The following is a 23,367-nucleotide window of genomic DNA, read 5'->3' on the forward strand; positions in this document are numbered from 1 at the left end:
GGATTTACTTATTGCTCAAATTATTCAAAAACAAAAGAAGACTATAATCTTCAAAAACATACTAAGAAGAAAAAATGCCAAGACGCGACGATATCCATAAAATTCTAATTATTGGTTCAGGACCTATAGTAATTGGGCAAGCATGCGAATTTGATTATTCCGGGACTCAGGCTTGTCGATCCTTACAGGAAGAGGGTTATGAGATCGTATTGATCAACTCAAATCCTGCAACGATCATGACAGATCCAATCATGGCAGATTCTATTTATATGTTGCCAATGACTACAGATTCGATCAGAGAAATTGTAGAAAAAGAAAAACCTGATGCAGTTCTGCCAACAATGGGTGGACAAACAGGATTGAATCTTTGTCGCGATCTGGAAAAAGAAAATTTCTGGGTAGAAAGAGGAATAAAGATCATTGGTGTTGACATTGATGCGGTAGAATTAACCGAAGATCGCCAGCTTTTCCGGGATAAAATGGAAGAGATCGGAATTGAGCAATGTAAAAGTAGACAGGCAGAATCTCTGTTAGATGCCAAAGAGATCAAAGAAGAATTAGGTGGTTTGCCGATCGTGATTCGTCCATCATTTACCATGGGTGGTGCCGGTGGCGGAATTGTTTGGAACGAAGAAGATTTCGATAAAATGGTGCTTCGGGGGCTTGAAATGAGCCCGGTTCATTCTGTACTTATTGAAGAATGTATTTTTGGATGGAAAGAATACGAACTAGAATTACTTCGCGATTCCAACGACAATGTGGTGATCATTTGTTCTATCGAAAATATGGATCCGATGGGAGTTCACACCGGAGATTCTGTAACGGTTGCACCAACACAGACCTTAACGGACAAGCAACTTCAGATCCTCAGAAATGCAGCTATAAAAATGATGCGCTCTATCGGGACATTTGCGGGAGGTTGTAATGTGCAGTTTGCTATGGAACCCGGAAGCGATCGGTTTGTAGCTATTGAGATCAATCCGAGAGTAAGTCGTTCATCGGCGCTGGCATCGAAAGCAACAGGGTATCCGATCGCGAAAGTGGCTACTAAATTAGCGGTAGGTTACAATCTGGATGAACTCAAAAATCAGATCACAGGAAATACTTCCGCTTGTTTTGAGCCGAGTATTGATTATGTGGTTTGCAAAGTGCCTCGTTTCAATTTTGATAAATTTGTTGGTGTTGATGAAGAGCTTTCTACACAAATGAAAGCGGTAGGCGAGGTGATGAGCATCGGTAGAAATTTCCCTGAAGCGCTAAATAAAGCGTGGCAATCAATGGAAGTTGGCAGAGACGGGCTTGGTGCTGATGGTTACGAAGAACTGGATCGTAAGCACGTCAGCGAACGCCTGATGAAGCCGTATTGGGATCGCTCGCTTCAGATCAGAAACGCATTTAAACTTGGAGCTTCAGTAGAAGAAATAGCAGACATTACTAAAGTTGATCCATGGTTTTTGCAGCAGATCAGATATATGGTTTCGCTTGAAAACAGAACCGAAGGACAAACTCTGGAAACCATCGACAAAGATGATTTCTTTGAACTCAAGCAAGCAGGTTTTTCTGATACACAAATTGCCTGGTTATTGAGCAAGAGCGGTGCAGAGGTTTCGGATGAACAAGTTCGCGATCAAAGAAAGAGTTTAGGTTTAAAGCCGGTTTTCAAGTTGGTGGATACTTGTGCGGCAGAATTTCCTGCTAAAACGCCGTACTACTATTCTTCTTATGAAGGTGAGAACGAAAGTGAAGTCACCGATCGCAAAAAAGTAGTCATTTTAGGAAGCGGTCCAAACAGGATCGGACAGGGCATTGAGTTTGATTACTCTTGTGTGCATGCTGTTTTAGCCACGAAAGAAATGGGCTACGAAGCCATCATGATAAACTGTAATCCGGAGACTGTTTCCACAGATTTTGACATTGCAGACAAGCTTTACTTTGAGCCTGTGTATTGGGAAAGAGTGTTGGATATCATCGAGCATGAAAAACCGGAAGGTGTGATCATTCAGGTTGGAGGTCAAACGGCGCTAAAACTCGGAAAGCGTTTTGTTGATGCCGGAATCAAGATCTTTGGAACCGCTTTTGAGATGATCGATTTTGCAGAAGATCGCGGACAGTTTTCGGATCTGCTTACAAGACTAGATATTCCTTTCCCGGAATATGGAACGGCCTTTGATGAAGAAGAAGCTTTAAAGATCGCAAGAAGAATCGGATATCCGGTGTTGATTCGCCCTAGTTATGTATTGGGTGGACAGGGAATGAGAATCGCGGTGAAAGAAGAAGAACTGAAACGATATGTAACCAGAATTCTGAAAACCCATCCGGAGAATGCATTCTTAATTGATAAGTATTTAGAGCATGCCATAGAAGTGGATGTGGATTCAGTGTACGATGGAGATCAACTTCATATTTCCGGAATGATGCAGCATATTGAGCCTGCAGGAGTACATTCAGGTGATTCTACAGCTGTATTGCCTCCATATTCATTGAGCGAAGAAGTGATGCAAACAATTCGGGATCATCAGGAAAAAATTGCTGATGCAATGGAAATTCTTGGTTTCTTAAATGTTCAGTATGCAGTGAAGGACGAGAAAGTATATGTGCTGGAAGCGAATCCGAGAACAACCAGAACAGTTCCATTTTTGGCGAAAGCGAATCAGGTTCCTGAAGCAGCTATCGGTACAAAAGTGATGCTGGGAGCAAAACTCAAAGAATTCGATCTGAAATCCAAGCTGGATTGCTGGGCGATCAAAGAGCCTGTATTCCCATTTGATAAATTCCCGGGCGTAAAAAAGGAACTCGGTCCGGAAATGAAATCAACGGGTGAAAGTATCTACTTCGCTAAAGACTTTAAAGATGAACACTTCAGAAAACCATTTGAGTTTAAGAGTCTTTATCTGTCCAAATAAGGATTGATGATTTCGTTGATCAGGACGTGATTTTCGCTGATTAAGATCTTTTTTTGTAAGGAATCCGTCTGAATTTGTCTTACTGGATAATATGTAAGATAAATGTAAAGGTGATGATTGAAGAAAAAGAGTTTGTAAGTAAAGAGTATAAGTTCAGTAAAGAAACAGGGCTGGTATTAAAGTGTGCGATGAAAGTTCATTCAGAAATCGGGAATGGATTTCAGGAAGTAATTTATCAGAGGGCTCTTGCTGATGAAATGAATAACACTTCATTAAGGTTTGATAGGGAGAAAGAGTTTCCGATATTTTATAATGGGAATAAAGTTGGAGCCGGAAGAGCAGACTTTGTCGTTTTCGATAAGATATTAGTTGAATTAAAAGCGATTAAAGAACTTGAGCAAAGGCACTATTCACAAATTTTAAATTATTTAAAAGCTTACAGGCTTGAAGTCGGATTATTGATTAACTTCGGTGCTCCGAGTTTAGAGTGGAAAAGAGTAATAACAAATAGAAAAGCAATTCTTTGTGAGAATTGTCTAAATCAAAAAATCAGCGATCAAAAATCAATGCAATCAGTGATCAACGAGGCAAAAAGTATTCTTAAGGAAACCTTTGGATATGAGGCTTTCCGACTTCAGCAAGAACAGGCAATAAATCAGGTTTTACACAAAAAAGATGCATTGGTAATAATGCCGACAGGGGGAGGGAAATCTCTTTGTTATCAAATTCCGGCAATGATGTTTGATGGTTTGACCATCGTAATTTCTCCATTGATCTCATTGATGAAAGACCAGGTAGATCAGCTCAGAGAATATGACGTTGATGCTGTATATCTGAATAGTTCACTTCGTCCGGAAGTCTACGACTTTAACGTACGCAAAATTACTTCAGGTAAAGTGAAAATGCTCTATGTTGCTCCTGAAACATTGATGATGGAGAAGACAAGAGAGATGCTTTCTAATCTGAAAGTAGATTGTTTTACGATTGATGAAGCACACTGTATTTCAGAATGGGGACACGATTTCCGTCCTGAATACCGACAGATCGCAGCTTTAAGAGAGGATTTTCCGGACGCAGTTTGTATGGCTTTGACCGCTACTGCAACTCCACGTGTTCAGGAAGACATCAAGAATATTCTGAAATTTGATGATTCCGAAGAATTCATTTCAAGTTTTGATCGCGACAATCTGTTTTTGAAAGTAGTAGACAAAAAAGATCCGGTTAATCAATTACTTGATTTCTTATTCACGAGAAAAAAGCAATCAGGGATCATTTATTGTTTCTCCAGACGGCAAGTTGATGAGCTCTCAGAAACGCTGGAAGATGAAGGCTATTCCGTTAAGCCATATCACGCGGGATTAAGCGATGGGATGAGAGCAGGAAATCAGCGAGCCTTTATCCGCGATGATGTGCAGATCATTGTGGCGACGATAGCATTTGGAATGGGTATCAATAAATCGAACGTGAGATTCATTGTGCACTACGATATGCCACAGAATATAGAGTCATATTATCAGCAAATTGGTCGTGCCGGGCGTGATGGACTTCGAGCAGATTGTTTACTTCTTTACGGTTCTTCAGATACCCAAAAGATCCAGTATTTCATCAACAAGAAAAAAGGACAGGAAAGAGAAGTTGCTGAAAAGCATTTGAAGCAGTTGAAAAAATATCTGGAGTCTTTGGAATGTCGAAGAAAACCATTGATGGCTTATTTCGGGGAGACTTACCCCAAAGATGAATGCGGGATGTGTGATAACTGTCTTTCTGTAGATGACGATGTTGAAGACCTGACCATACAAGCCCAACAGTTTTTATCAACGATCATTCGAAGTGGAGAGAAATTTGGAGCTACTCATATTGCGGATATACTACGAGGATCAAAAGCTAAAAAGATTCTTGAGAATGAGCATGAGAAGCTTTCTACTTATGGAATTGGCTTAGAGTTTTCCAAAGATCAATGGATGCAGGTCTCAAAAATGTTACTCCGTCAGGAATATATCAGCAAAGGAGAATTTGGAGGATTAAAACTGCAAAAGCCTGCACTTGCTGTTCTTGATGGAACTGAAAATGTGTTCGGAACTATGGACAGAAGCAAAACATCGCTTGAAGGAGAAGCGGTAGTTCGAACGTCATCAGAAATTGAAAACGAATATGACGAAGCTCTTTTCGATATACTCAGATTAAAACGAAAAGAACTTGCTGATGAACAGGATATCCCGCCATACGCTGTTTTTCCGGATACAACGTTGGTGGAAATGTCCTACTTCTATCCTCAAAGTAAAGATAGTTTAGAGCCATTGTACGGAGTGGGTTCAGCTAAAAAGGAGAAATACGGAGACTCGTTCGTTGGCGTGATTAAAAACTATGCAGCCGAACATGGTAAACAAGAAAAGAAGAAATCTATAGCCAAGCAGATCAAGAAAAAGACAGGCGGGCAAAAATTTGAGATCGTTGGCGAGGCATTTAATGCCGGTCAATCTGTTGAATTACTCGCTGAAGAACACGGGGTTAAGGATATGACCATTCTCAAGCATTTAAAGGATTTTCTGGATGATGGAAATACTTTGAGATTGGAAGGATTACTTGAGGCTTCAGAGCTTTCGCTTAGACAAAGAGATCAGGTAATGAAATCTTTTGATAAGAAAAACCCACTTATGTTACGCCCTGTTTATGACGACTTGAATAAGAAGATCGGATACGATGAGCTTAGAGTAATGCAACTTTATTATTTGGCTAAGGAGAAACAATAGTTTCTATTTAAAATCCAATCTCAACTCTTCCAGAGTTGGGATTGGGGTCATTTACGAAAAGTAAGAAAGTATAACTTTGGAAGAGTTTATAAAGTACTCTTAAAAGCGATGTCCTACATTCAAGCCAATCAATAGAATTGCACCTTCACCGACTTCTCTGCCTTTGGTTTTGATGTTTATTTCATAACCAAAAGAAAGGCTTGGTTTCAGAAACAAGTTTGCGGAAAAAGGAATATTGTATTCAATCCCAATCGTTGGTTGGAGTATAATGATCTTGCTAGTCCCGTTTATATCTTGTTCAAAGCAAGGAGGTGCTATGCCACAAATGGTTTGTGAATCCCTCCAATCAATATCCATAAACCAAAGATCGGTTCTTATGTGAGCGGATAGATTTTGAGTTATGAAATCAGATTTTACATAACCAATTCCAAAGCCCGGACCCCCACCTTCTTCATTATCATTTTTTCCAAAATCTTGTCGATCCGTAAAATTATATCCAATTCGGGAAGTTAAGTAAGAGTTGTTACCAATATTAAAGTCAAAACGAACACCGGGAATAATACCTGCCGGATAAGCCTGAGTTTCTAACTGAATTGAGTTTTGGGCAAAAAGAACAAACGGGGTAAATAGAAGTGCTAAAATGAATACTTTTTTCATGGCTTGAATAATTAAAAATTAAGAATTAAAAATTCAAAATTATTAAGCCATACCAAAGTTTCATTTATAGAGTAGAACTTGTAAACTAAATCATGATCTTAGAACCGGATATACTATCAAAATTATCATCGCTTGAGCTGCGTGCAAAAAAAATTGTAGAGGGATTTATTTCAGGATTGCATAAAAGTCCATATCACGGATTTAGCGTTGAATTTGCAGAACATCGACCATACAACCCGGGTGATGATTTCAAGCACATTGACTGGAAACAGTACGCAAAGAAAGAACGGTTTTATGTAAAGCAGTATGAAGAAGAAACAAATCTTCGATGCTATGTTTTGCTGGATACCAGCTCATCTATGTTGTTCAAACATTTTGGTGAGTGGAGTAAGCTCAGATATGGAATTCACTATGCGGCTTCACTTTTATATTTGATGCACCGACAGAGAGATGCTTGTGGGCTTATCCCTTTTTCCTCAAAAATTGAGAGCTTTATCCCGGCTAAAGGTACATACGCTCATTTAAGGCAAATTTACCTGGAGCTTGAAAGAGAATTGATAAGGGAAGGAAAGAAAGATGAGCTCAAGAGAACTACAGCAACCGCATCAGTAATTCATGAAGTAGCAGAGCGATTAAACCACCGAAGTTTGGTTGTGATAATAACAGATCTGTTTGAAAATGTAGAAGCACATGATGAACTGATATCATCACTTAAACACTTGCGACATCGCAAACATGAAGTTCTGTTATTTAATACGCTGGAAAAAAGAAGTGAGCGGGAACTGGATTTTTCTGACAACAAATTTGTGTTTGAGGATTTGGAAACGGGTGCCGAGTTGGAGGTAATGCCTGCTCAGATTCGTGAAGATTACATAGCCAAAGTGGAAGAACACACGAAGAAATTTAAAATGGCGTGTAGTGAATTTGAGATCGATTACGAAGAAATGGATACGGAATCAGGTTTTGATAAAGCATTGCTGGCTTATCTGAATAAAAGAAGAAGGTTAGGCTAGATCTTTAAAAAAGATTAGGTCCTATTGCAAAACCAAAGCCTAAACTCGGGATATATACATCTTCATTTGTAGCTTTTAAAAGTCCAATTTTAAATTTATAAAAAGCATAGAGTTCAGCTTCAATTCCAATCAAATTTGAACTTTTTAATACAGTTGAAAAGCTATTGTTCATTAAATAAACGAATCCGATTCTGGTACCGGCAGCACCGACCATGGAAGAAGTTAAATTAACGTAGGACGCTCCAAAACGATATCCTCCTCTGTATAAGCCTGCTTCCAGATTGACTCCTTTTAAAGATTGGGATGATAAAGGAGGATTGTTCCCGTAATACCGTATTTCACGGGTTTTTGTACCGAAAGAAAGATTAAAAGAGACCCCGTATTTTTGAGGGGTTGTATATTCTATAGCTCCGGCGGGTGCAATATTAAAAGTTGTCTCAATTTTTTTTGAGATTTTTGTTGAGTCAGTTTCGTTCTGAGCAAATGAAAAAGCAGGAACAAGGCTGAGTAATGCTATCAGAATTAAATTTTTAAATTGAGGCATTGCAATACTTATTTAGTTACAAGGAATCCAAATAGGGTCCCCGTCAAAACCGGGATTAAAAGTGATTTGTTCTTTACCGTTTCCATCTGAGTTCATTATGAAAACTTCCCAATCATTATCAACTACTCCACCAAAGGCTATTTTTTTTCCATCCGGTGAAAATCTTCCTATAAGTTGATTAGAGGAGTCAAAGGTAAGTTGTGTTAAACTCTCGGATTCGATCTCTAAAGTAAAAAGATCAGCATCACCATCCTGATAAATATAAAAGAGTACTTCACTTCCGTCAGGGCTCCAGTCAGGATGGCCATTAAGCTTCAAATTATTGGTCAAGTTTCTGAAACCACTTCCATCAGAATTAATAATTGCGATGTCAGCGTTGAAAACGGAGTCTGTTACTACAAAAGCAATTTGGTTTCCGTCAGGACTCCATACAGGATCATAGGATTGCTTGGCATTTTTATATAAGACCTGTTCTCGACCGGTGTCAATATTTTTGACAATAAGTGAATAATTTTGCTGGCTGATTTCAGAAGAGTAGACAATGCTATGTTCAATTGGTGACCAATCAGGGACTTCATCTCCAGCCGGGTTTGAAATCAGAAATGTGATCTGATCTGTGTCAATATTTTTGCTGTATAGATCTCTGCCGGTTGTACTTTTTTGAGCAAAGATCAATGTATTGTTGAATGAATTAAATACGGGCGCTCCAATTGCAGAATCAGCCACCAAAAATGCAACTGTTTCAAATGAAACCGGATCAAAAGCGTAAAGATCACCATTATTTGTTCTATTTGAATAGAAAATGATCTTATCAGAACATTGCTGTATTTGGGAATTTGTTTCAGTTTGTGAGACAATTTCAGGATTCATTGTCTTTGAACAGGCTGAGATCATCAGGAAACAGCAGGTCAGCAAAGTAATAAATTGTACCTTCATCGATTTTATCTAAACTACTTTACTGTTTTTAAGAATTCTATTCAGAAGTGCAGGCGAAATACGTTTAACCAAGAGAGCCATCCGCTCTTTCCAGCCTGAAACAACGATCTCATCTTTTTCTGAAACAAGTCTGTTCCATATTTTTGCAACCATTTCGTCCGCATCCATAGCAGTATCGTGCATGTCGCCCATTTTACCGAAAGAAGTTCCGTCACCGGTTAAAGCATTTTTGGTAATATTAGTTTTAATGGGGCCCGGACAGATCAGCGTAACTGCAACATTGTGTTCGTACATTTCCTGACGGAGCGAATCAAAAAAACCCTGAACGGCATGTTTACTTCCGGCATATGCGGTTCGATATTTAGTACCTATTTTACCGGCAACACTACTGGTAACTATTATATGCCCACTCTTTCGTTTGATCATATGAGGAATAACTTCTCTCGTTAATCCAACAGATCCGAAATAATTTACTTCCATGATCTTGCGGACTGTATCAAGATCTGTTTCCTCGAAAATAGAACGTTGGCTTATTCCTCCGTTATTAACCAAAACATCAATCGAACCAAAAAGTGATAATGCATCTGCAGTTTTAGTGGCAAAAGTATCCGATAGAGAAAGGTCGAGTGTAAGAATTTTTATTCGGGAATGATCGTCATTGAGTGTTGCCCTTACTTTTTCCAAAGCATCTTGCCTGCGCGAAGAGAGAATTAGATTCGCTCCATTTTTGTAATAAGCCTTTGCAAGTGCTTCTCCAATCCCTGAAGAAGCTCCGGTTATCCAGACGGTTTTGTTAGTGTATTTCATTAATCAAGTAAGAGAATGGAAAGTTTTTGTATTCCGTTAAATTTGAACCGCTAATATTAGTATTTTTAAGGAGAACACAAATTTATAGCCGAACAGTGACGGAAGCAAAAACCATTTTACTTGTTGAAGATGAAATTGAATCAGGAGAGATGCTGGCCAACTTTCTGGAACTGAAGGACTATTCAGTATTATGGGCTCAGGAAGGTAAAAAAGCTCTTGAGCTTATTGAAGATAAAGCTCATGAGATCGATTTGGCGATATTAGATATCATGGTTCCAAATCATGATGGTAAAGAGATTTGCAGGCATATTCGGCAGCACCCCGTGCTAGCTGATATCCCGGTTCTTTTTTTGACAGCAAAGGATGAAGAAGTAGATGAAATTGAAGGATTGAACCTGGGAGCAGACGATTATATAAAAAAGCCCGCAAGTTTAAATCTTATAAAAGCCAGGATCGAATCTCAATTGAGGCGCATGAATCCGGAAAAAGCACATTGGCTGAAATATGACCATGTATATCTGGACACGGAAACAAATCAGATGTTCATCAATGAAGAGTTGATAGATCTTACTCATACAGAATACTTGATCGCAGAATTGTTTTTTAAGCACCCTAAATTAGTGTACTCACGTGCTGAAATCTTAGAACATATCACAGATGAAGAGAAGTATATTTTTGACAGGACTGTAGATGTGCATATCAAGAATCTTCGCATCAAAATGAAAGAAGAGGAAAAGCTTATAAAAACTTACCGTGGTGTTGGGTATGGTTTTAACAGAGAGTATTTAAAGCGATGAATATCCAATCCAAATTAGCGGTTACTTACATTACCTTGCTCAGTATTGGAGTGGTGGTAATAAGCTCATATGCTATTTTAAGTATACGCTCATTTTTGTTGGAAGAAGCTATCCAAAAATTTGAAAATGATGCACATACGTTTGCAACTTCTTTTGAAGGACCCGGGCAGGATCAGAACTTGTTCAGTGAAGCTAAGTTTGTATCTGATTTAACCGGATATAACGTAGCGGTGTTTGATTCTCTTGGGAAGCAATTGATCGCCTATCCGGATACGGGATTTATGGATGCGTCGGAATTTTTGAATGATGAAGTCAGAACAGAACTCATTGCTAACGATAAACCTGTCATCATCAATAAAGAAGAGCTTGAAAACCTGGTGGCTTTTGAGCGGATTCAAAATAATGAAACAGCGGCAAGATATTTGCGAATCAGCCAGCCAAAAGATGAGTTATATGCAGCAGAGGCTAGTATTCGTCATTTGATATACGGCGCTATGGTAGGATCTATTCTGGTTGTATTTATCGTGAGCTTTTATTTTGCGAGATATCTGGCCAAGCCGATCACGCAACTTAAAGAAGCTGCGTTGGATATATCGAAAGGGAATTTAGATAGGGAAATTCATTTAAAACGTTCTGACGAGTTTGGTACACTTGCTGATTCACTGAACCAAATGGCGGGTACTTTGAAATCTGACAACGAAAAACTGAAAGAGCTGAATGAGAAGCAGAATCAGTTTTTTGCTGATATCACACATGAAGTGAGAAACCCTCTTCATACGATCTCAGGATCTCTGGAGATGATAGAATTAGAGGATCTCTCTAATGAGGATAAGGCGAAATATCATCAGCAAGCAAAAAGGCAAATAAACCGTATCACTCGATTGTTTGAGGAAATTAAAACGCTTCAGAAATACGATTTCGATCAAAATTTTGTTGAAAAGAAACAATTCGATCTCAAACAAATTATAGATGGTCTCATAGAGATCCACAAGCCAATTGCAGTAGAAAAAGGAATTAATATTACTGTGGATTCTGATCTGACGTCGAATGTATTTGGTGATCCGGATAAGATTGAGCAAGTGATCGAGAATTTACTTTCAAATGCTATCAAATATACAAATGAGGGTCAGATAGCTGTGTCTTTAAAAGAGCATAAAAATGCAGTTACTGTTTCCGTGAAGGACACAGGAATTGGGATTGCTCAGGAACATCTCGACAGATTGTTTGATCGATTTTACAGAACAGATAAAGCGCGTTCAAGGGATAAAGGAGGCACAGGCTTAGGGCTTGCGGTAGTGAAAAGAATTTTAAAAGCTCATGAGTCTGAAGTTATGGTAGCTAGCGAGGTTGGTGCCGGAAGTACATTCAGCTTTACGCTCAGTACTCATCCTCGATAATAAATTTATACATAAAAGCTGCCATAGTTGCCCCCAAAAAAGGACCAATAGTATATAAAGGGATGTCTTTGTAAGAAGAACCTCCCAGAAAATAATCCAAAACAGAAGTGCCAAGTGATAATGCAGGGTTAAAAATTCCACCCGATATATTCTGAGACATTATAAAAAGTGCTACCAATGCAAAACCCATTACAAAGGAATAAGTAGCTACACTTTTATGATTGGGGTTACCGATCCAGGCAACGTAAGCTACAAGTGCGAGCACAAAAGTCAGGAGTGTTTCAACTCCTAGTTGATTATAGAACAGTGAGTTTATCGGAGCTTCAACATAAAAGACGGAAGAAGAAATAAAAAGAACTGTTGCAGCAGCTAAAAAAGCTCCGATGATCTGAGCAATTACATATCCCAAAAACTCTGACGCTGAAATTCGTTTTAGAAAAAATGCACCTAAACTGATCGCAGGATTATAGTGAGCTCCGGATGTTAGTGCACCAATATAGATAAGCGCACTCAGGATAAATCCAATAGCAAAAGCATCTCCTGATAGACCATAAGCCAAAACCAGAAAGAAACTGCCAATAAACTCAACCAGGTATTTTTTATTTTTTAAACCCAATAAGAAACCAATTTTGTCCTTCATTAGTTAGCTTCGGAAGCTAATTCGAGTATTCTGTAATTGCAACCTAATTATCGGCATTACTTGTTTAGTTTTTAAGTAACTTTGGAAACTAAATGGCTCGTTATTGTCGAGTTAAGTGTTGGAATATGAGAAGTAAAAAAATTTAAATGAGTATAATTGACAAGCTGAAATCACGCTGGGGAATAGAAAGTACCTTTCAGGTGATTGTGATCTTAATAGTATTTGCATGTACAGGATTTACCGCTTTGTATGCCCGGGAATTTGTATTCGATCTTTTAGGAGTGACGAATGAGTTTCCTTTCTGGCAACGTGCTTTAATTTGGGTAGTTACAATTTTACCGCTATATAATTTATTTCTTTATATATACGGAACCATTTTTGGGCAAAGAGAATTTTTCACACTCTTTTTGAAGAAGACTTTTGGACGGTTAATACCGGGGAAAAAAACGTCTAAGAAAGAAGTTTAAGCTCCTCTTTAGTTTTCTTGGGCAAACTTTCAACGATCAGATCATATGAATGTCGGATGAGCTCTGTAAAAAGTTCGTCTTCAACATCAGCTGATGTTTTAACAGAATTCCAGTGAACTTTATTCATGTGCCAACCGGGACTGATTCCCTCATATCTTTCTCTTAGTATAAGAGCTCTTTCAGGGTCACACTTCAGATTTACAAAATCGTAACTTTCAATATTTGTGAGCGCAAACATCTTGTTCATTACTTTAAAAACCAAGGTTTCGGGCCCAAAGGGAAATCCCTCAGTTACACCGGGCAGCGCAAGACAAAAATCTCTGTATTCTTCAATATTCATTCAGTTTAACCTTTCAAATTCATCTTTAAATTCTTTAGTGGCTTCCACAACAACTCCCGCTATTTCATTAACCCTGTCAAAAGAAACCATTCCTACATAACCGGAATGCCATGTAGATGCCATACTTTCTACATCATTTTTTAAGCTGAGTTTTATGGGTTGATAAAATCTCATTTCTATCGAAAAAGGATAAATACCATCTTCAGCTTTCATGATGTTGACATGAACATAGAAAAACGGATTATAAAAAGATTGCTTAAGCTCGTTAAAACTTAACAGCGTTACCGGAAGGGATTCAAAACTCTCATGGATCTTTTTTTGTATCTGAGCCGGATTCAGAGTCGCTTCTTTTAAACCGATTGGTTTTTCGATTTCAACAGAGATGCCAAATTTTTTGATGCCGACTAAGGAATGTCGTTCCGTCTCCACTTCATTCTGCGCGTACAACGTTGAACTCATCAAAATAAGAGACAAAAGGAGAGGGAGTGAGGACCTGATTTTCATATTAGTAGAATTGGTGACACTTTAATTAAACATATTGCGGTAATTGATACAAGTAAAATGCAGTTAAGTGATTATGTGGTTATCTTTGATGAATGAATATTTTAGCAATCGAATCTTCCTGTGATGACACATCTGCAGCCGTTCTAACAGAACGAGGCATGCAATCTAATGTAATTGCTTCTCAGGCGATTCATGTAAAATTCGGAGGAGTGGTGCCGGAGCTGGCATCCAGAGCTCATCAGACAACGATATCTCAAACGGTGCAACAAGCACTGAATGAAGCAGAGCTATCAATAAATGAGATCGATCTGATTGCAGTAACTCAAGGTCCCGGTTTGATGGGGTCACTATTAGTTGGATTGTGTTTCGCAAAGGGAATGGCGCTGGCAAATGATATTCCGATTATTGGAGTGAATCACATGGATGCTCATATTTACGCCAACTTCATTGATGCCAAACCGGAATTTCCGTTTATATCACTCACTGTTTCGGGCGGGCATACGCAATTAGTTCATGTAAAAACACCGTTCGAGCATGAGATCCTTGGAAAAACCAGAGACGATGCCGCCGGGGAAGCTTTTGATAAGATCGGGAAAGTATTTGGACTTGAATATCCCGCCGGACCAACTATGGATAAATTGGCTCAATCCGGTAATACCAAATTTCACAAATTTCCACAGGCATTGTTGAGGGAAGGATTGGATTTTAGCTTCTCAGGATTGAAAACAAGCGCATTGTATTTTGTTCAGGATCAGGAAGAAGGATTTATAGAAGAAAATCTGAATGATCTATGTGCCAGTGTTTCGGAAGCCATAACGGAAGTATTGGTCAAAAAACTGAAGCGAGCAGTAGAACAAACCGGAGTGAAAACGATAGCACTGGCCGGAGGTGTTTCCGCTAACTCCATGCTTCGGGCTAAAACAGAAAAGCTGGCTGAAAAAATGGGAGTTTCACTTCATATTCCAAAAATTACGTACTGCACAGATAACGCCGCCATGATCGCCATTACCGGAAAAATGAAAGCCGAACTCGGCGAGTTTGATGGTATGGAAATAAGACCTTTTGCTTCTTTATAGAATTATGGATTTTAGATTTTGAATGATGAATTAAAGACAAATAATGAAGATAAGTGAAGAAGAAATGATTCCTGAACCAGGAATTAAAAGAAAGATTAAGCACTCACTAAATGCCGTTGTTTTTGGCACGCTATTATTTCAGCTCTTTATTTTTTGTTTGCACTACTATCTATTTTTCGCACACTCTATTTTCATTAAAATATTTCCTTATGTATCGGTATTTCGTTATTGGGATAATATTTTTTTAATAGGATATATTTTAGTGTTAGCTATCTTAGGTTGGAGATTCGGAGAAGTTTTTTCAGCCTGGTTAAAAAAGAAAATGAGTTTTTTATATCAACTACTTAATATTTGACTTGTTTCAAAAGCACTAGAAGGGATTATACTATCTTGTCATTTATATAAATTGCTTCATTAACTTAAACAAATATTAAAACTATTCTTAACCTCTTTCCCAATCTCCTGATTGGGAAAACAAACAGGAGCTCCTGCTCCAACTAAAAAGCTTGATTCGAATTTTAAATCCCTTTTCTAGTTCAAGCGAGAGGCCTGCGTTAGTTGGGCCGCTGATATAAGATTCCGAAACGATACTGAATCAATTTCAGCAAAAGGTTCGGAATGACCTCGAATTAAATTCATCATCCAAAATCCAAAATTAAGAATTGGTAACACCCAATTTTTAATTATTCATCTTTAATTTGAGCGATTCAGCAACCGCCAATTGATCCACCCGTTCGTTCAGCTCCAATCCTGAGTGACCTTTAACTTTGATCCAACTCACTTTATGGGGTTTCATCGCAGCTAACATCTGTTCCCAAAGTTCTTTGTTCTCCACCGGTTTTTTATCGGCTTTACGCCATCCTTTTTTTTGCCAGTTTTCGATCCAGCCTTTGGTCATGGCGTTAATGATAAGCGCGCTGTCGCTGTGAATTTTAACATGACATGGTTTCTTCATGGCTTTTAAAGCTTCTATCACCGCCTTCATTTCCATGCGGTTGTTGGTGGTAGCTGGATCGCCACCGGAAAGTTCTTTCTCTTTTCCATTCCAGATCAGGATCGCTCCCCAACCGCCCGGACCTGGGTTTCCACTGCAAGCTCCATCGGTGTATACAATTACTTCAGGTAAATCAGACATATCTTTCTGTGATCATATTCAGTTTCTCTTTCATTTCTTGGGCTTTGTGAGCAACGTGTTCCGTCCAGTTTTCGTGATCGCTTCCTGCATAAATAATTCCGCGGCTGGAATTGATCAATGGAATGCCTTCATGTTCATTCAATGAAGCAGCCAACTCTTCAATAGAACCGCCTTGTGCTCCAATTCCGGGAATCAGTAAAGATGCTTTTTTGTGAAGATCAGTTACTGATTTGGACAGCTCGGCTTGTGTAGCTCCGATTACCATTCCCAAATGAGCATCCGAAGAGGACGATCTTTTTTTCAATTCAGAAGCGATGTACTGAGCCATCATGTCAAAACCTTCAAACGGCTTTTTCAGGAAGTCATCTGCTCCGGGGTTTGACGTCAAAGCAAGTGCGTAAATTCCTTTGGATTCGTCTTCAGTAAAAGCATCCAGCGTTTCAAAACCCATAAGCGGATTCAAGGTGATGGCATCCACATGAAACTGATCGAAAAAAGATTTTTTGTAGTGTTCGGCGGTGGTAGAAATATCGCCACGTTTTGCATCAGCAATAATAATACGGTTTTCAGGAATGTGAGCCAGTACTTCATGAAAAACTGATAATCCCGATGAACCTAAAGCTTCAAAAAAGGCCAAATTGGGTTTGTAAGCAGCACAGTCATTTTTTGTGGCATCAATCACCATCTTACAAAAATGTATAACTTGTTCTTCAGGAGAGTTAAAAAGTTTTTTTACTGAAACCGGAAGTTTCGATAAGTTCGGATCCAATCCCACACAGAGGGTCGAATCGGAGTCTGATACAGCTGCTTGTAATTTTTGAACGAAGGTCATTTAAGAATAATTTTCAATGAAGATAAGATTCTATATTTATGAATTAAATTTTAAAGCACAGTATCTGAGAAGATAAAATAAAATTACTTCTGCTAAACACTTTCATCAATTTCTATTACATTAACTCAATTATTATCAAAACAGATCAAGGTGTTTATGTCTAAAAAATATTTGAGACCATTATTTGTAATCGCGATTGCTTCATTACTGGTATTTGATGCATATGCTCAAACTATAAAAGTACCTGTTATTAAAGATGGTCAAGCTCAGGTTATACCGGAATTCGAAAATCCTGATGACTGGTTGAGACATGATCTGTGGGTGGAAACAGAGTTTGATACTGATGGCGACGGAAAAGCAGACAGAATGCATGTTTCTGTTACAAGACCGAAACAAACAGAGTCCGGAAATCTGAAACTACCGGTCGTTTATGAGTCAAGCCCGTATTATGCAGGAACACCAAGACCACCATTCGATTTTTTCTGGGACGTAAAGCATGAGTTGGGAGAAAATCCACCTGCACGTATTAAAGGTCCTAAAATTGCAGTCAGAGAACAGCGTCCTGTTATTTCAAATTCACAAATAAAGAACTGGGTTCCGAGAGGTTTTATAGTAGTTCATTCATCTTCTCCGGGAACCGGACTATCACAAGGCTCACCAACGGTAGGAGGAGATAATGAGTCTTTAGCTCCAAAAGCAGTAATTGATTGGTTGAACGGAAGAGCGAATGGCTACACAACTCCATATGGAAATGAAAAAGTTGAAGCATTTTGGGCTACGGGTAAAGTTGGAATGACAGGGACTTCCTACAACGGAACCTTGCCATTAGCTGCAGCTACAACAGGAGTTGAAGGTTTAGAAGCTATTATCCCGATCGCGCCCAACACTTCTTATTATCATTATTACAGATCTAATGGCTTAGTTCGCTCTCCCGGAGGTTATCTTGGAGAAGATGTAGATGTGTTGTATGATTTTATTCATAGTGGAAGCGACGAATTCCGTGAGCATAACAATCGTGTATATCGCGACAAAATTATGGCGAATGGACTGGATAGAGTTACAGGTGATTACAATGACTTTTGGGCTTCTCGGGATTATCTGAATGATATGAAGCCTTTAAAAGCGGCGGTACTGATGGCGCATGGTTTTAATGATTGGAATGTGATGCCCGAACACAGCTACCGAATTTATGATGCAGTTCGAAAAAAGGGAGTGCCACATATGGTGTATTATCATCAGGGTGGGCATGGTGGAGAACCTCCAATGGAGCTGATGAATAAATGGTTTACTAAATTCTTGTTTGGTGTAGATAATGATGTTGAATCACTGCCGAAATCCTGGATAGTTCGCGAAAATGATGATCGTCTGAAACCAACTTCATATGCTGATTACCCTCATCCTAAAGCCGAAATGGTAACTTTTAAACCAACGGCAGGTTTTCCCGAAAGAGGAAGTCTGGTGACAAGTAGTACAACAAAGCAGGGAACAGAAACCTTTGTAGATAATGTTTCATTTGATGGGGAATCTTTAGCAAAAGCTGAGTGGACCAATCATCGGTTGATGTTTACGACCCCGGTATTATCAGAGTCTGTTCATATCTCAGGAGTTTCAACTATTACTGTGAAGTTGGCAAGCAATAAGCCGGCTGCAAATTTATCAGTTTGGTTAGTAGCGTTACCGTGGGAAGAAGGTCGCAGAGCTAAGATCACAGATAACATTATTACACGAGGCTGGGCAGATCCTCAAAATCATAAATCTTTATCTGAAAGCGAGCCTCTAAAACCAGGTAATTTTTATACAGTAACTTTTGATTTACAACCGGACGATCAGATAATAGAAGCAGGGCAGCAGATCGGATTAATGATCTTTAGCAGTGATAAAGACTTTACCCTTCATCCTGATCCCGGTACAGAAATAACAGTAGATCTTGATGGAACATCAATTTCAATACCTGTAGTAAATGGAAAAAGTGCATTCACTTTTAAAAAATAGCTCAGAACAATATCAGAGCTGTTTTAAATATGTAATGAACAGAAGGAGCTGGACAATCACTTAAAATTTGTAAAAGCGCTAATGGAAGCTCGGTGAAAATAAGTAGATTCTGGTTCGGTTAAATTCGAACTAACTACTGATAAATATCATGAGCATTTCAACAAAGTTGTATCAATATTTTAAGCTGATCCTTTCAACCTTTCTGATCGCAGGTGTTTTTACCGTTACATCTTTTGCACAAGATGAACCGGCTGAATCAGATTCTACAGAAGAAAAAATCAAAAACGGAGATCTTCCTTTAGAAGCAGGAAGAGAGTTCTCATTCGATCTGGATGAAGGTTCATGGATCGCTCTGGATGTAAGTCCCGATGGAGAAACCATTGTATTCGATTTTCTGGGCGACCTTTACACTATGCCAATTTCAGGTGGCGAAGCAACACAAATAACGGAAGGTATGCAGTTCGATAGTCAGCCAAGATTCAGTCCTGATGGCAGCAAAGTAGTGTTTATTTCTGACGCTTCAGGTGGAGAGGGAGTTTGGACGATCAATCTTTCATCCGAAGACATGGAGAAAAAGCAGATCACCAAAGGGAAAAGCAATGAATATCAATCTCCTGAATGGGCTCCGGATGGAAAATATATCATTGCCTCTAAAAACTCACCGGGGAGTCATAAAATTTGGATGTACCATGTTGATGGAGGTTCGGGAACAGCTTTAGTTAGAGAACCGGGAAATATGAGAATGACAGAAGGGGCTTTCAGTCCGGACGGAAGATATATCTGGTTTTCAAGAAGAAGCGGAGCCTGGAATTACAATGCTTCTATGCCCCAGTATCAGATTGTTACCTACGATCGTGAGACAGGGGATATGGCCACTCAGGCATCTCGTTATGGTTCTTCATTTCGGGCAACTCCGTCAAACAATGGTAAGTGGTTGGTATACGGAACGCGTCACGACGAGCATACAGGACTGGTGATTCGTGATCTGAAAACAGGTAGTGAGCGATGGTTAGCTTATCCGGTTCAACATGACGATCAGGAATCGAGAGCTTCAAGAGATGTACTTCCGGGAATTTCCTTTACTCCGGATGATAAATATGTGGTAGCGTCTTATGGAGGAAAAATATGGAAGATTCCTACTGAAGGTGGTGATGCGGTTGAAATTCCTTTTAATGTAAACGGCACAATTGAATTGGGACCGGAACTCGATTTCGAATATCCGATCTCGGATAGTGAAGAATTTACGATCACTCAGATCAGAGATGCTGTTCCATCTCCGGACGGAAAGATGATTGCTTTTACAGCGTTGAATGAAGTATATACTATGGAATTTCCGAACGGAACTCCTAAGAAACTAGTAAATCTGGATGAAACTCAGGCGCAACCGGTTTGGTCGCCTGATGGAAAATGGATCGCTTTTGTAACATGGGAGCCGGAAGGTGGAAAAGTATATAAAGTGAAGCCTAATGGAAAAGGATTAAAGCAACTGAACAAAGATAACGGAGTGTATCAGCATCCGGCATGGAGTAATGACAGTAAAAAAATAGTTTTAGTTAACGGTGATTCGGAAGGCTTCCGGAATGCTACTCAAAGAACCGCATTTCGAGGAACTTCGAATTTAATATGGTTAAGTGCTGACGGAAGTGAAGACAACTTTATCGCATACTCTAACGGACGATCAAACCCTCACTTCGTAAAAGGAAATGATAGAATTTTTCTATCCAGCTTTAACGGTTTGACTTCCATTCGCTGGGATGGAACCGATGAAAAAGAACATCTGAAGGTTCAGGGAAGTCCTGCTCCGGGATCAAGCTTCAGCCCAAGAGCTTCATGGATAAGAATGGCGCCTGAAGGTGATCAGGCGTTGGCTCAGTTAGGATACGATCTTTATGTAGTTACTGTGCCACAAGTTGGGGGCGATGCTCCAACGATTCGTGTTGGGGGCTCAAGTTCTTTCCCTACTGAAAAATTAACCGATATCGGAGCACAATTTCCTGCATGGGGATGGGAAGCCAATAATATTCATTGGTCAATCGGAAATGCTCATATTCGCTATAGTCTGGATGATGCCGAAGCCTATGAAGACAGCGTGAAAGTAGCTAAGGAAATGGAGAAGAAAAAGAAAGAAGAAGCCAAAGACTCTGATGAAGACGATGAGGAAAAAGGAGATGATGCTGAAGAAAAATCAGAGGATAAAAAAGAGAAAAAGAAAGATGAAGGCTATCAACCTTTAGAAAAAAGAATTGAAGTACAGGCAAAGCGTGATACTCCGGAAGGAATGATCATATTGAGAGGAGCGACTGCAATTACTATGAATGGTGATGAGATCATTCGTAATGCTGATATTTTGGTAGAGAATAACAGGATCAAAAATGTTGGAGCAAGAGGATCTTTCGAGATTCCAAGTGGTGCTGAAATCATGGATATGAGTGGAAAAACCATTGTGCCCGGCTTTGTGGATACTCACGCTCATTTCCGTCACCCGGTAAATCTTCACCGTGGTCAGTTTTGGTCGTACTTAACAAACCTGGCTTTTGGTGTGATCACAACTCGTGATCCTCAAACAGCAACTACTGACGTATTGACGTACAGTGATTTAGTTGATGCAGGAGAATTACTGGGACCAAGAGTTTATTCAACAGGTCCGGGAGTGTTCAGCAGCGAGAATATCAAAAACCTTGAACATGCACAGGATGTATTGAAGCGATATAGCTCATATTACAATACCAAAACCATCAAAATGTATGGAGCCGGAAACCGAGAGCAACGTCAATGGATCATTGAAGCAGCCCGTGAGCAAAAGTTGATGCCAACAACCGAGGGTTCTCTCGACTTCAAGGAAAATCTGACTCAGGTAATTGATGGCTATCCGGGGCATGAACATTCTTTCCCTGTGTTCCCACTCTATAAAGATGTTGTGGATCTGGTAGCATTTTCTAACACAGCTTATACACCAACATTGTTAGTTGCTTATGGTGGTCCATGGACGGAGAACTATTTTTATGCAACAGAGCGTCCGCATGATAACGTGAAACTGAATCACTTTATGCCACACGAGAATTTAGATTCCAGATCTCGTCGCAGAAACGCAGGTTGGTTCATGGAAGAAGAATATGTACATGAAGAGCAATCGAAAGTACTGAAAGACATCGTAGAAAAGGGAGGAATTGCCGGAGTAGGAAGTCACGGTCAGTTGCAAGGACTTGGATTCCATTGGGAGCTTTGGGCTATCCAGAGCGGTGGACTAAGCGAGCACGATGCTCTTAAAGTTGCAACTATTCACGGCGCAAAAGCGATTGGGCTGGAACGTGATCTTGGAACGATCGAAGTTGGTAAACTTGCTGATTTTGTAATTATGGATAGAGATCCTCTACAAAATATTCGTAACTCGAACTCTGTAAGCTACATTATGAAAAATGGAAGATTGTATAATGCCAATACGTTAGATCAGGAATTTCCGGTTAAAGAAGAACTGGGAACATTCTGGTGGCAGAATACAGGTCCGATGAATGTACCGGGAGTTAAAGAGTAGTGTTAGTGTGTGAAGGTGTTATGGTATTCTCTTTTTTAAAGGAAATACCATAACACCAAAACACTGCAACACCTTTTTTTACAGAACTGATTCAGGAAAAACTTCTTCAAATCCGTGAGGAGGACGAGCGAGAGTCCATGTCTCAAAATAGAAATGTCGCTCTGATCTGAATTTCTTTCCGTTGATGCTGAAGAAGCGGAAAGCATCCGGCAACATACTTTGTAGCGGAAAAAAGAACTTAGTGTAGATATTTTTCTTGGAGAATAAATGAAGATCGAATCCATTTTTGGCTTGTTCTTTATAGATCACCACAAATTCACTTTCCAAGACTTCTCTCAGTTCTGTTTTTAAATGACCTACATTGGAGTTGGTATCCACGTGAAGAGTTGAGATATCGAAATCAGCTTCTTTATTACCTGTAACGATCACTTCTCCGTATTCCAGACTATCAACAGCTTGATTAAGAGAGTCATAATTCCCTTTCTGCGTTTGATAACTATCCGAATCTAGTCCTTCTTCCAAAGCGGAGATAAATCCCTCGTACTTATCCAGAACATTCAATCCAAATTCTTCTTTTTCCAGATCGGTAGCAGTAAAGTATAATTTCGAATACGTAGGATCCGGCTTCATAAAATCAGCCAAAGTAGATTCGATCTGCTCCTTGGTACGATTCGCATTTCGATCCGCTAATTGGTCCAATCGTTGATCGTGATGAAAGATGAGTTTTAGGATTTGGGAATTATTCATTATTCGTAGAAATAATTAGATATTTATCGTAGGGAGCGGATCGCGATCCGCCCGTACGGAAATTCAAGAGTCTTCCTTCAAAGTTAAGTAAATGCTAGAAACTTATTTGTGAAGATTCTTCGCTGACGCTCAGAATGACGGTGAAGAGATAAAATCCTCTCCCTTCAAGGGGAGATTTTTCCATCATGTGGATACCAAAAAAAATCCCACTCACAATTTCTCATGAGTGGGATCTGAAAATCTAAATAATTCAGACAGAGTTTAAAACTCTGTCTGAATTAGCAAAAAGCTAGGAATA

The 23,367-nt window shown here is 39.3% G+C and carries 20 protein-coding genes; 10 read left to right on the plus strand and 10 right to left on the minus strand.

Annotation, left to right across the window (positions count from 1 at the left end):
• The first annotated feature begins 74 nt into the window (after nucleotides 1–74).
• Complete coding sequence (gene carB / locus A8B79_RS11360; protein WP_066222572.1) at nucleotides 75–2,903, plus strand: carbamoyl-phosphate synthase large subunit; 2,829 nt, start codon at nucleotides 75–77, stop codon at nucleotides 2,901–2,903.
• A gap of 113 nt (nucleotides 2,904–3,016) precedes the next feature.
• Nucleotides 3,017–5,653 (plus strand): DNA helicase RecQ, encoded by a 2,637-nt coding sequence (gene recQ, locus A8B79_RS11365; protein ID WP_082894158.1) that lies wholly within the window; start codon nucleotides 3,017–3,019, stop codon nucleotides 5,651–5,653.
• A 99-nt stretch (nucleotides 5,654–5,752) separates the two neighbouring features.
• Here recQ and A8B79_RS11370 read toward each other — a convergent pair whose 3' ends face one another.
• Complete coding sequence (locus A8B79_RS11370) at nucleotides 5,753–6,310, minus strand: hypothetical protein (RefSeq protein WP_066222575.1); 558 nt, start codon at nucleotides 6,308–6,310, stop codon at nucleotides 5,753–5,755.
• A 92-nt stretch (nucleotides 6,311–6,402) separates the two neighbouring features.
• On the opposite strand from A8B79_RS11370, the gene A8B79_RS11375 reads away from it, so the two are divergent.
• The gene (locus A8B79_RS11375) at nucleotides 6,403–7,323 is read left to right on the plus strand and encodes a DUF58 domain-containing protein (protein WP_066222579.1); all 921 of its coding nucleotides are present in this window, start codon (nucleotides 6,403–6,405) and stop codon (nucleotides 7,321–7,323) included.
• Between the two features lie 4 nt (nucleotides 7,324–7,327).
• On the opposite strand, the gene A8B79_RS11380 is transcribed toward A8B79_RS11375, so the two are convergent.
• From A8B79_RS11380 to A8B79_RS11390, 3 genes are all read right to left on the minus strand, one after another.
• Entirely contained in the window at nucleotides 7,328–7,867 is a 540-nt protein-coding gene (locus A8B79_RS11380; RefSeq protein ID WP_066222584.1) for a hypothetical protein, read from the minus strand.
• Nucleotides 7,868–7,879: 12 nt separating this feature from the next.
• Complete coding sequence (locus A8B79_RS11385; RefSeq protein WP_066222586.1) at nucleotides 7,880–8,737, minus strand: TolB family protein; 858 nt, start codon at nucleotides 8,735–8,737, stop codon at nucleotides 7,880–7,882.
• 75 nt (nucleotides 8,738–8,812) lie between these two features.
• Nucleotides 8,813–9,610: an SDR family oxidoreductase gene (locus A8B79_RS11390; RefSeq protein ID WP_066222588.1), complete on the minus strand. Its 798-nt coding sequence runs from the start codon at nucleotides 9,608–9,610 to the stop codon at nucleotides 8,813–8,815.
• Nucleotides 9,611–9,705: 95 nt separating this feature from the next.
• Here A8B79_RS11390 and A8B79_RS11395 point away from each other — a divergent pair, with 95 nt between their 5' ends.
• Together A8B79_RS11395 and A8B79_RS11400 are read left to right on the plus strand one after the other, a co-directional pair.
• A complete protein-coding gene (locus A8B79_RS11395) occupies nucleotides 9,706–10,407 on the plus strand; it encodes a response regulator transcription factor (RefSeq protein ID WP_066222591.1) in 702 nt (233 codons plus the stop codon).
• Nucleotides 10,404–11,804 carry a sensor histidine kinase gene (locus A8B79_RS11400; protein WP_066222598.1) on the plus strand — a complete coding sequence of 467 codons (1,401 nt, stop codon included), beginning with the start codon at nucleotides 10,404–10,406 and terminating at the stop codon, nucleotides 11,802–11,804. The genes A8B79_RS11395 and A8B79_RS11400 overlap by 4 nt, the downstream gene beginning before the upstream one ends.
• Here A8B79_RS11400 and A8B79_RS11405 read toward each other — a convergent pair.
• Entirely contained in the window at nucleotides 11,785–12,444 is a 660-nt protein-coding gene (locus A8B79_RS11405) for an MIP/aquaporin family protein (protein WP_066222601.1), read from the minus strand. The genes A8B79_RS11400 and A8B79_RS11405 overlap by 20 nt on opposite strands.
• Nucleotides 12,445–12,590: 146 nt before the next feature.
• Here A8B79_RS11405 and A8B79_RS11410 point away from each other — a divergent pair, with 146 nt between their 5' ends.
• Nucleotides 12,591–12,911: a DUF6787 family protein gene (locus A8B79_RS11410; protein WP_066222604.1), complete on the plus strand. Its 321-nt coding sequence runs from the start codon at nucleotides 12,591–12,593 to the stop codon at nucleotides 12,909–12,911.
• Here the strand turns inward: A8B79_RS11410 and A8B79_RS11415 are convergent.
• Complete coding sequence (locus A8B79_RS11415; protein WP_066222607.1) at nucleotides 12,895–13,251, minus strand: MmcQ/YjbR family DNA-binding protein; 357 nt, start codon at nucleotides 13,249–13,251, stop codon at nucleotides 12,895–12,897. The genes A8B79_RS11410 and A8B79_RS11415 overlap by 17 nt on opposite strands.
• Nucleotides 13,252–13,710, minus strand: a complete 459-nt coding sequence (locus A8B79_RS11420; RefSeq protein WP_153038428.1) for a hypothetical protein — start codon at nucleotides 13,708–13,710, stop codon at nucleotides 13,252–13,254.
• A 137-nt stretch (nucleotides 13,711–13,847) separates the two neighbouring features.
• On the opposite strand from A8B79_RS11420, the gene tsaD reads away from it, so the two are divergent.
• Together tsaD and A8B79_RS11430 are read left to right on the plus strand one after the other, a co-directional pair.
• Nucleotides 13,848–14,831, plus strand: a complete 984-nt coding sequence (gene tsaD / locus A8B79_RS11425; protein ID WP_066222613.1) for a tRNA (adenosine(37)-N6)-threonylcarbamoyltransferase complex transferase subunit TsaD — start codon at nucleotides 13,848–13,850, stop codon at nucleotides 14,829–14,831.
• A gap of 43 nt (nucleotides 14,832–14,874) precedes the next feature.
• Nucleotides 14,875–15,186, plus strand: coding sequence for a hypothetical protein (locus A8B79_RS11430; RefSeq protein ID WP_066222619.1), 312 nt, complete (start codon nucleotides 14,875–14,877; stop codon nucleotides 15,184–15,186).
• 324 nt (nucleotides 15,187–15,510) lie between these two features.
• On the opposite strand, the gene rnhA is transcribed toward A8B79_RS11430, so the two are convergent.
• Both rnhA and pyrF read right to left on the minus strand, forming a co-directional pair.
• On the minus strand, nucleotides 15,511–15,966 hold the full coding sequence (gene rnhA, locus A8B79_RS11435; protein WP_066222622.1) for a ribonuclease HI: 456 nt from the start codon (nucleotides 15,964–15,966) through the stop codon (nucleotides 15,511–15,513).
• On the minus strand, nucleotides 15,959–16,798 hold the full coding sequence (pyrF, locus tag A8B79_RS11440) for an orotidine-5'-phosphate decarboxylase (protein WP_066222625.1): 840 nt from the start codon (nucleotides 16,796–16,798) through the stop codon (nucleotides 15,959–15,961). The genes rnhA and pyrF overlap by 8 nt, the downstream gene beginning before the upstream one ends.
• Before the next feature lie 156 nt (nucleotides 16,799–16,954).
• Here pyrF and A8B79_RS11445 point away from each other — a divergent pair, with 156 nt between their 5' ends.
• Nucleotides 16,955–18,790, plus strand: a complete 1,836-nt coding sequence (locus A8B79_RS11445) for a Xaa-Pro dipeptidyl-peptidase (protein WP_066222628.1) — start codon at nucleotides 16,955–16,957, stop codon at nucleotides 18,788–18,790.
• 148 nt (nucleotides 18,791–18,938) lie between these two features.
• Nucleotides 18,939–22,322 (plus strand): amidohydrolase family protein, encoded by a 3,384-nt coding sequence (locus A8B79_RS11450; protein WP_066222631.1) that lies wholly within the window; start codon nucleotides 18,939–18,941, stop codon nucleotides 22,320–22,322.
• Between the two features lie 78 nt (nucleotides 22,323–22,400).
• Here the strand turns inward: A8B79_RS11450 and A8B79_RS11455 are convergent, their stop codons facing one another.
• Complete coding sequence (locus A8B79_RS11455; RefSeq protein ID WP_066222633.1) at nucleotides 22,401–23,069, minus strand: hypothetical protein; 669 nt, start codon at nucleotides 23,067–23,069, stop codon at nucleotides 22,401–22,403.
• Nucleotides 23,070–23,367 lie beyond the last annotated feature (298 nt).

The organism is Balneola sp. EhC07, assembly GCF_001650905.1.
In the GTDB taxonomy this organism is placed as follows: domain Bacteria; phylum Bacteroidota; class Rhodothermia; order Balneolales; family Balneolaceae; genus Balneola.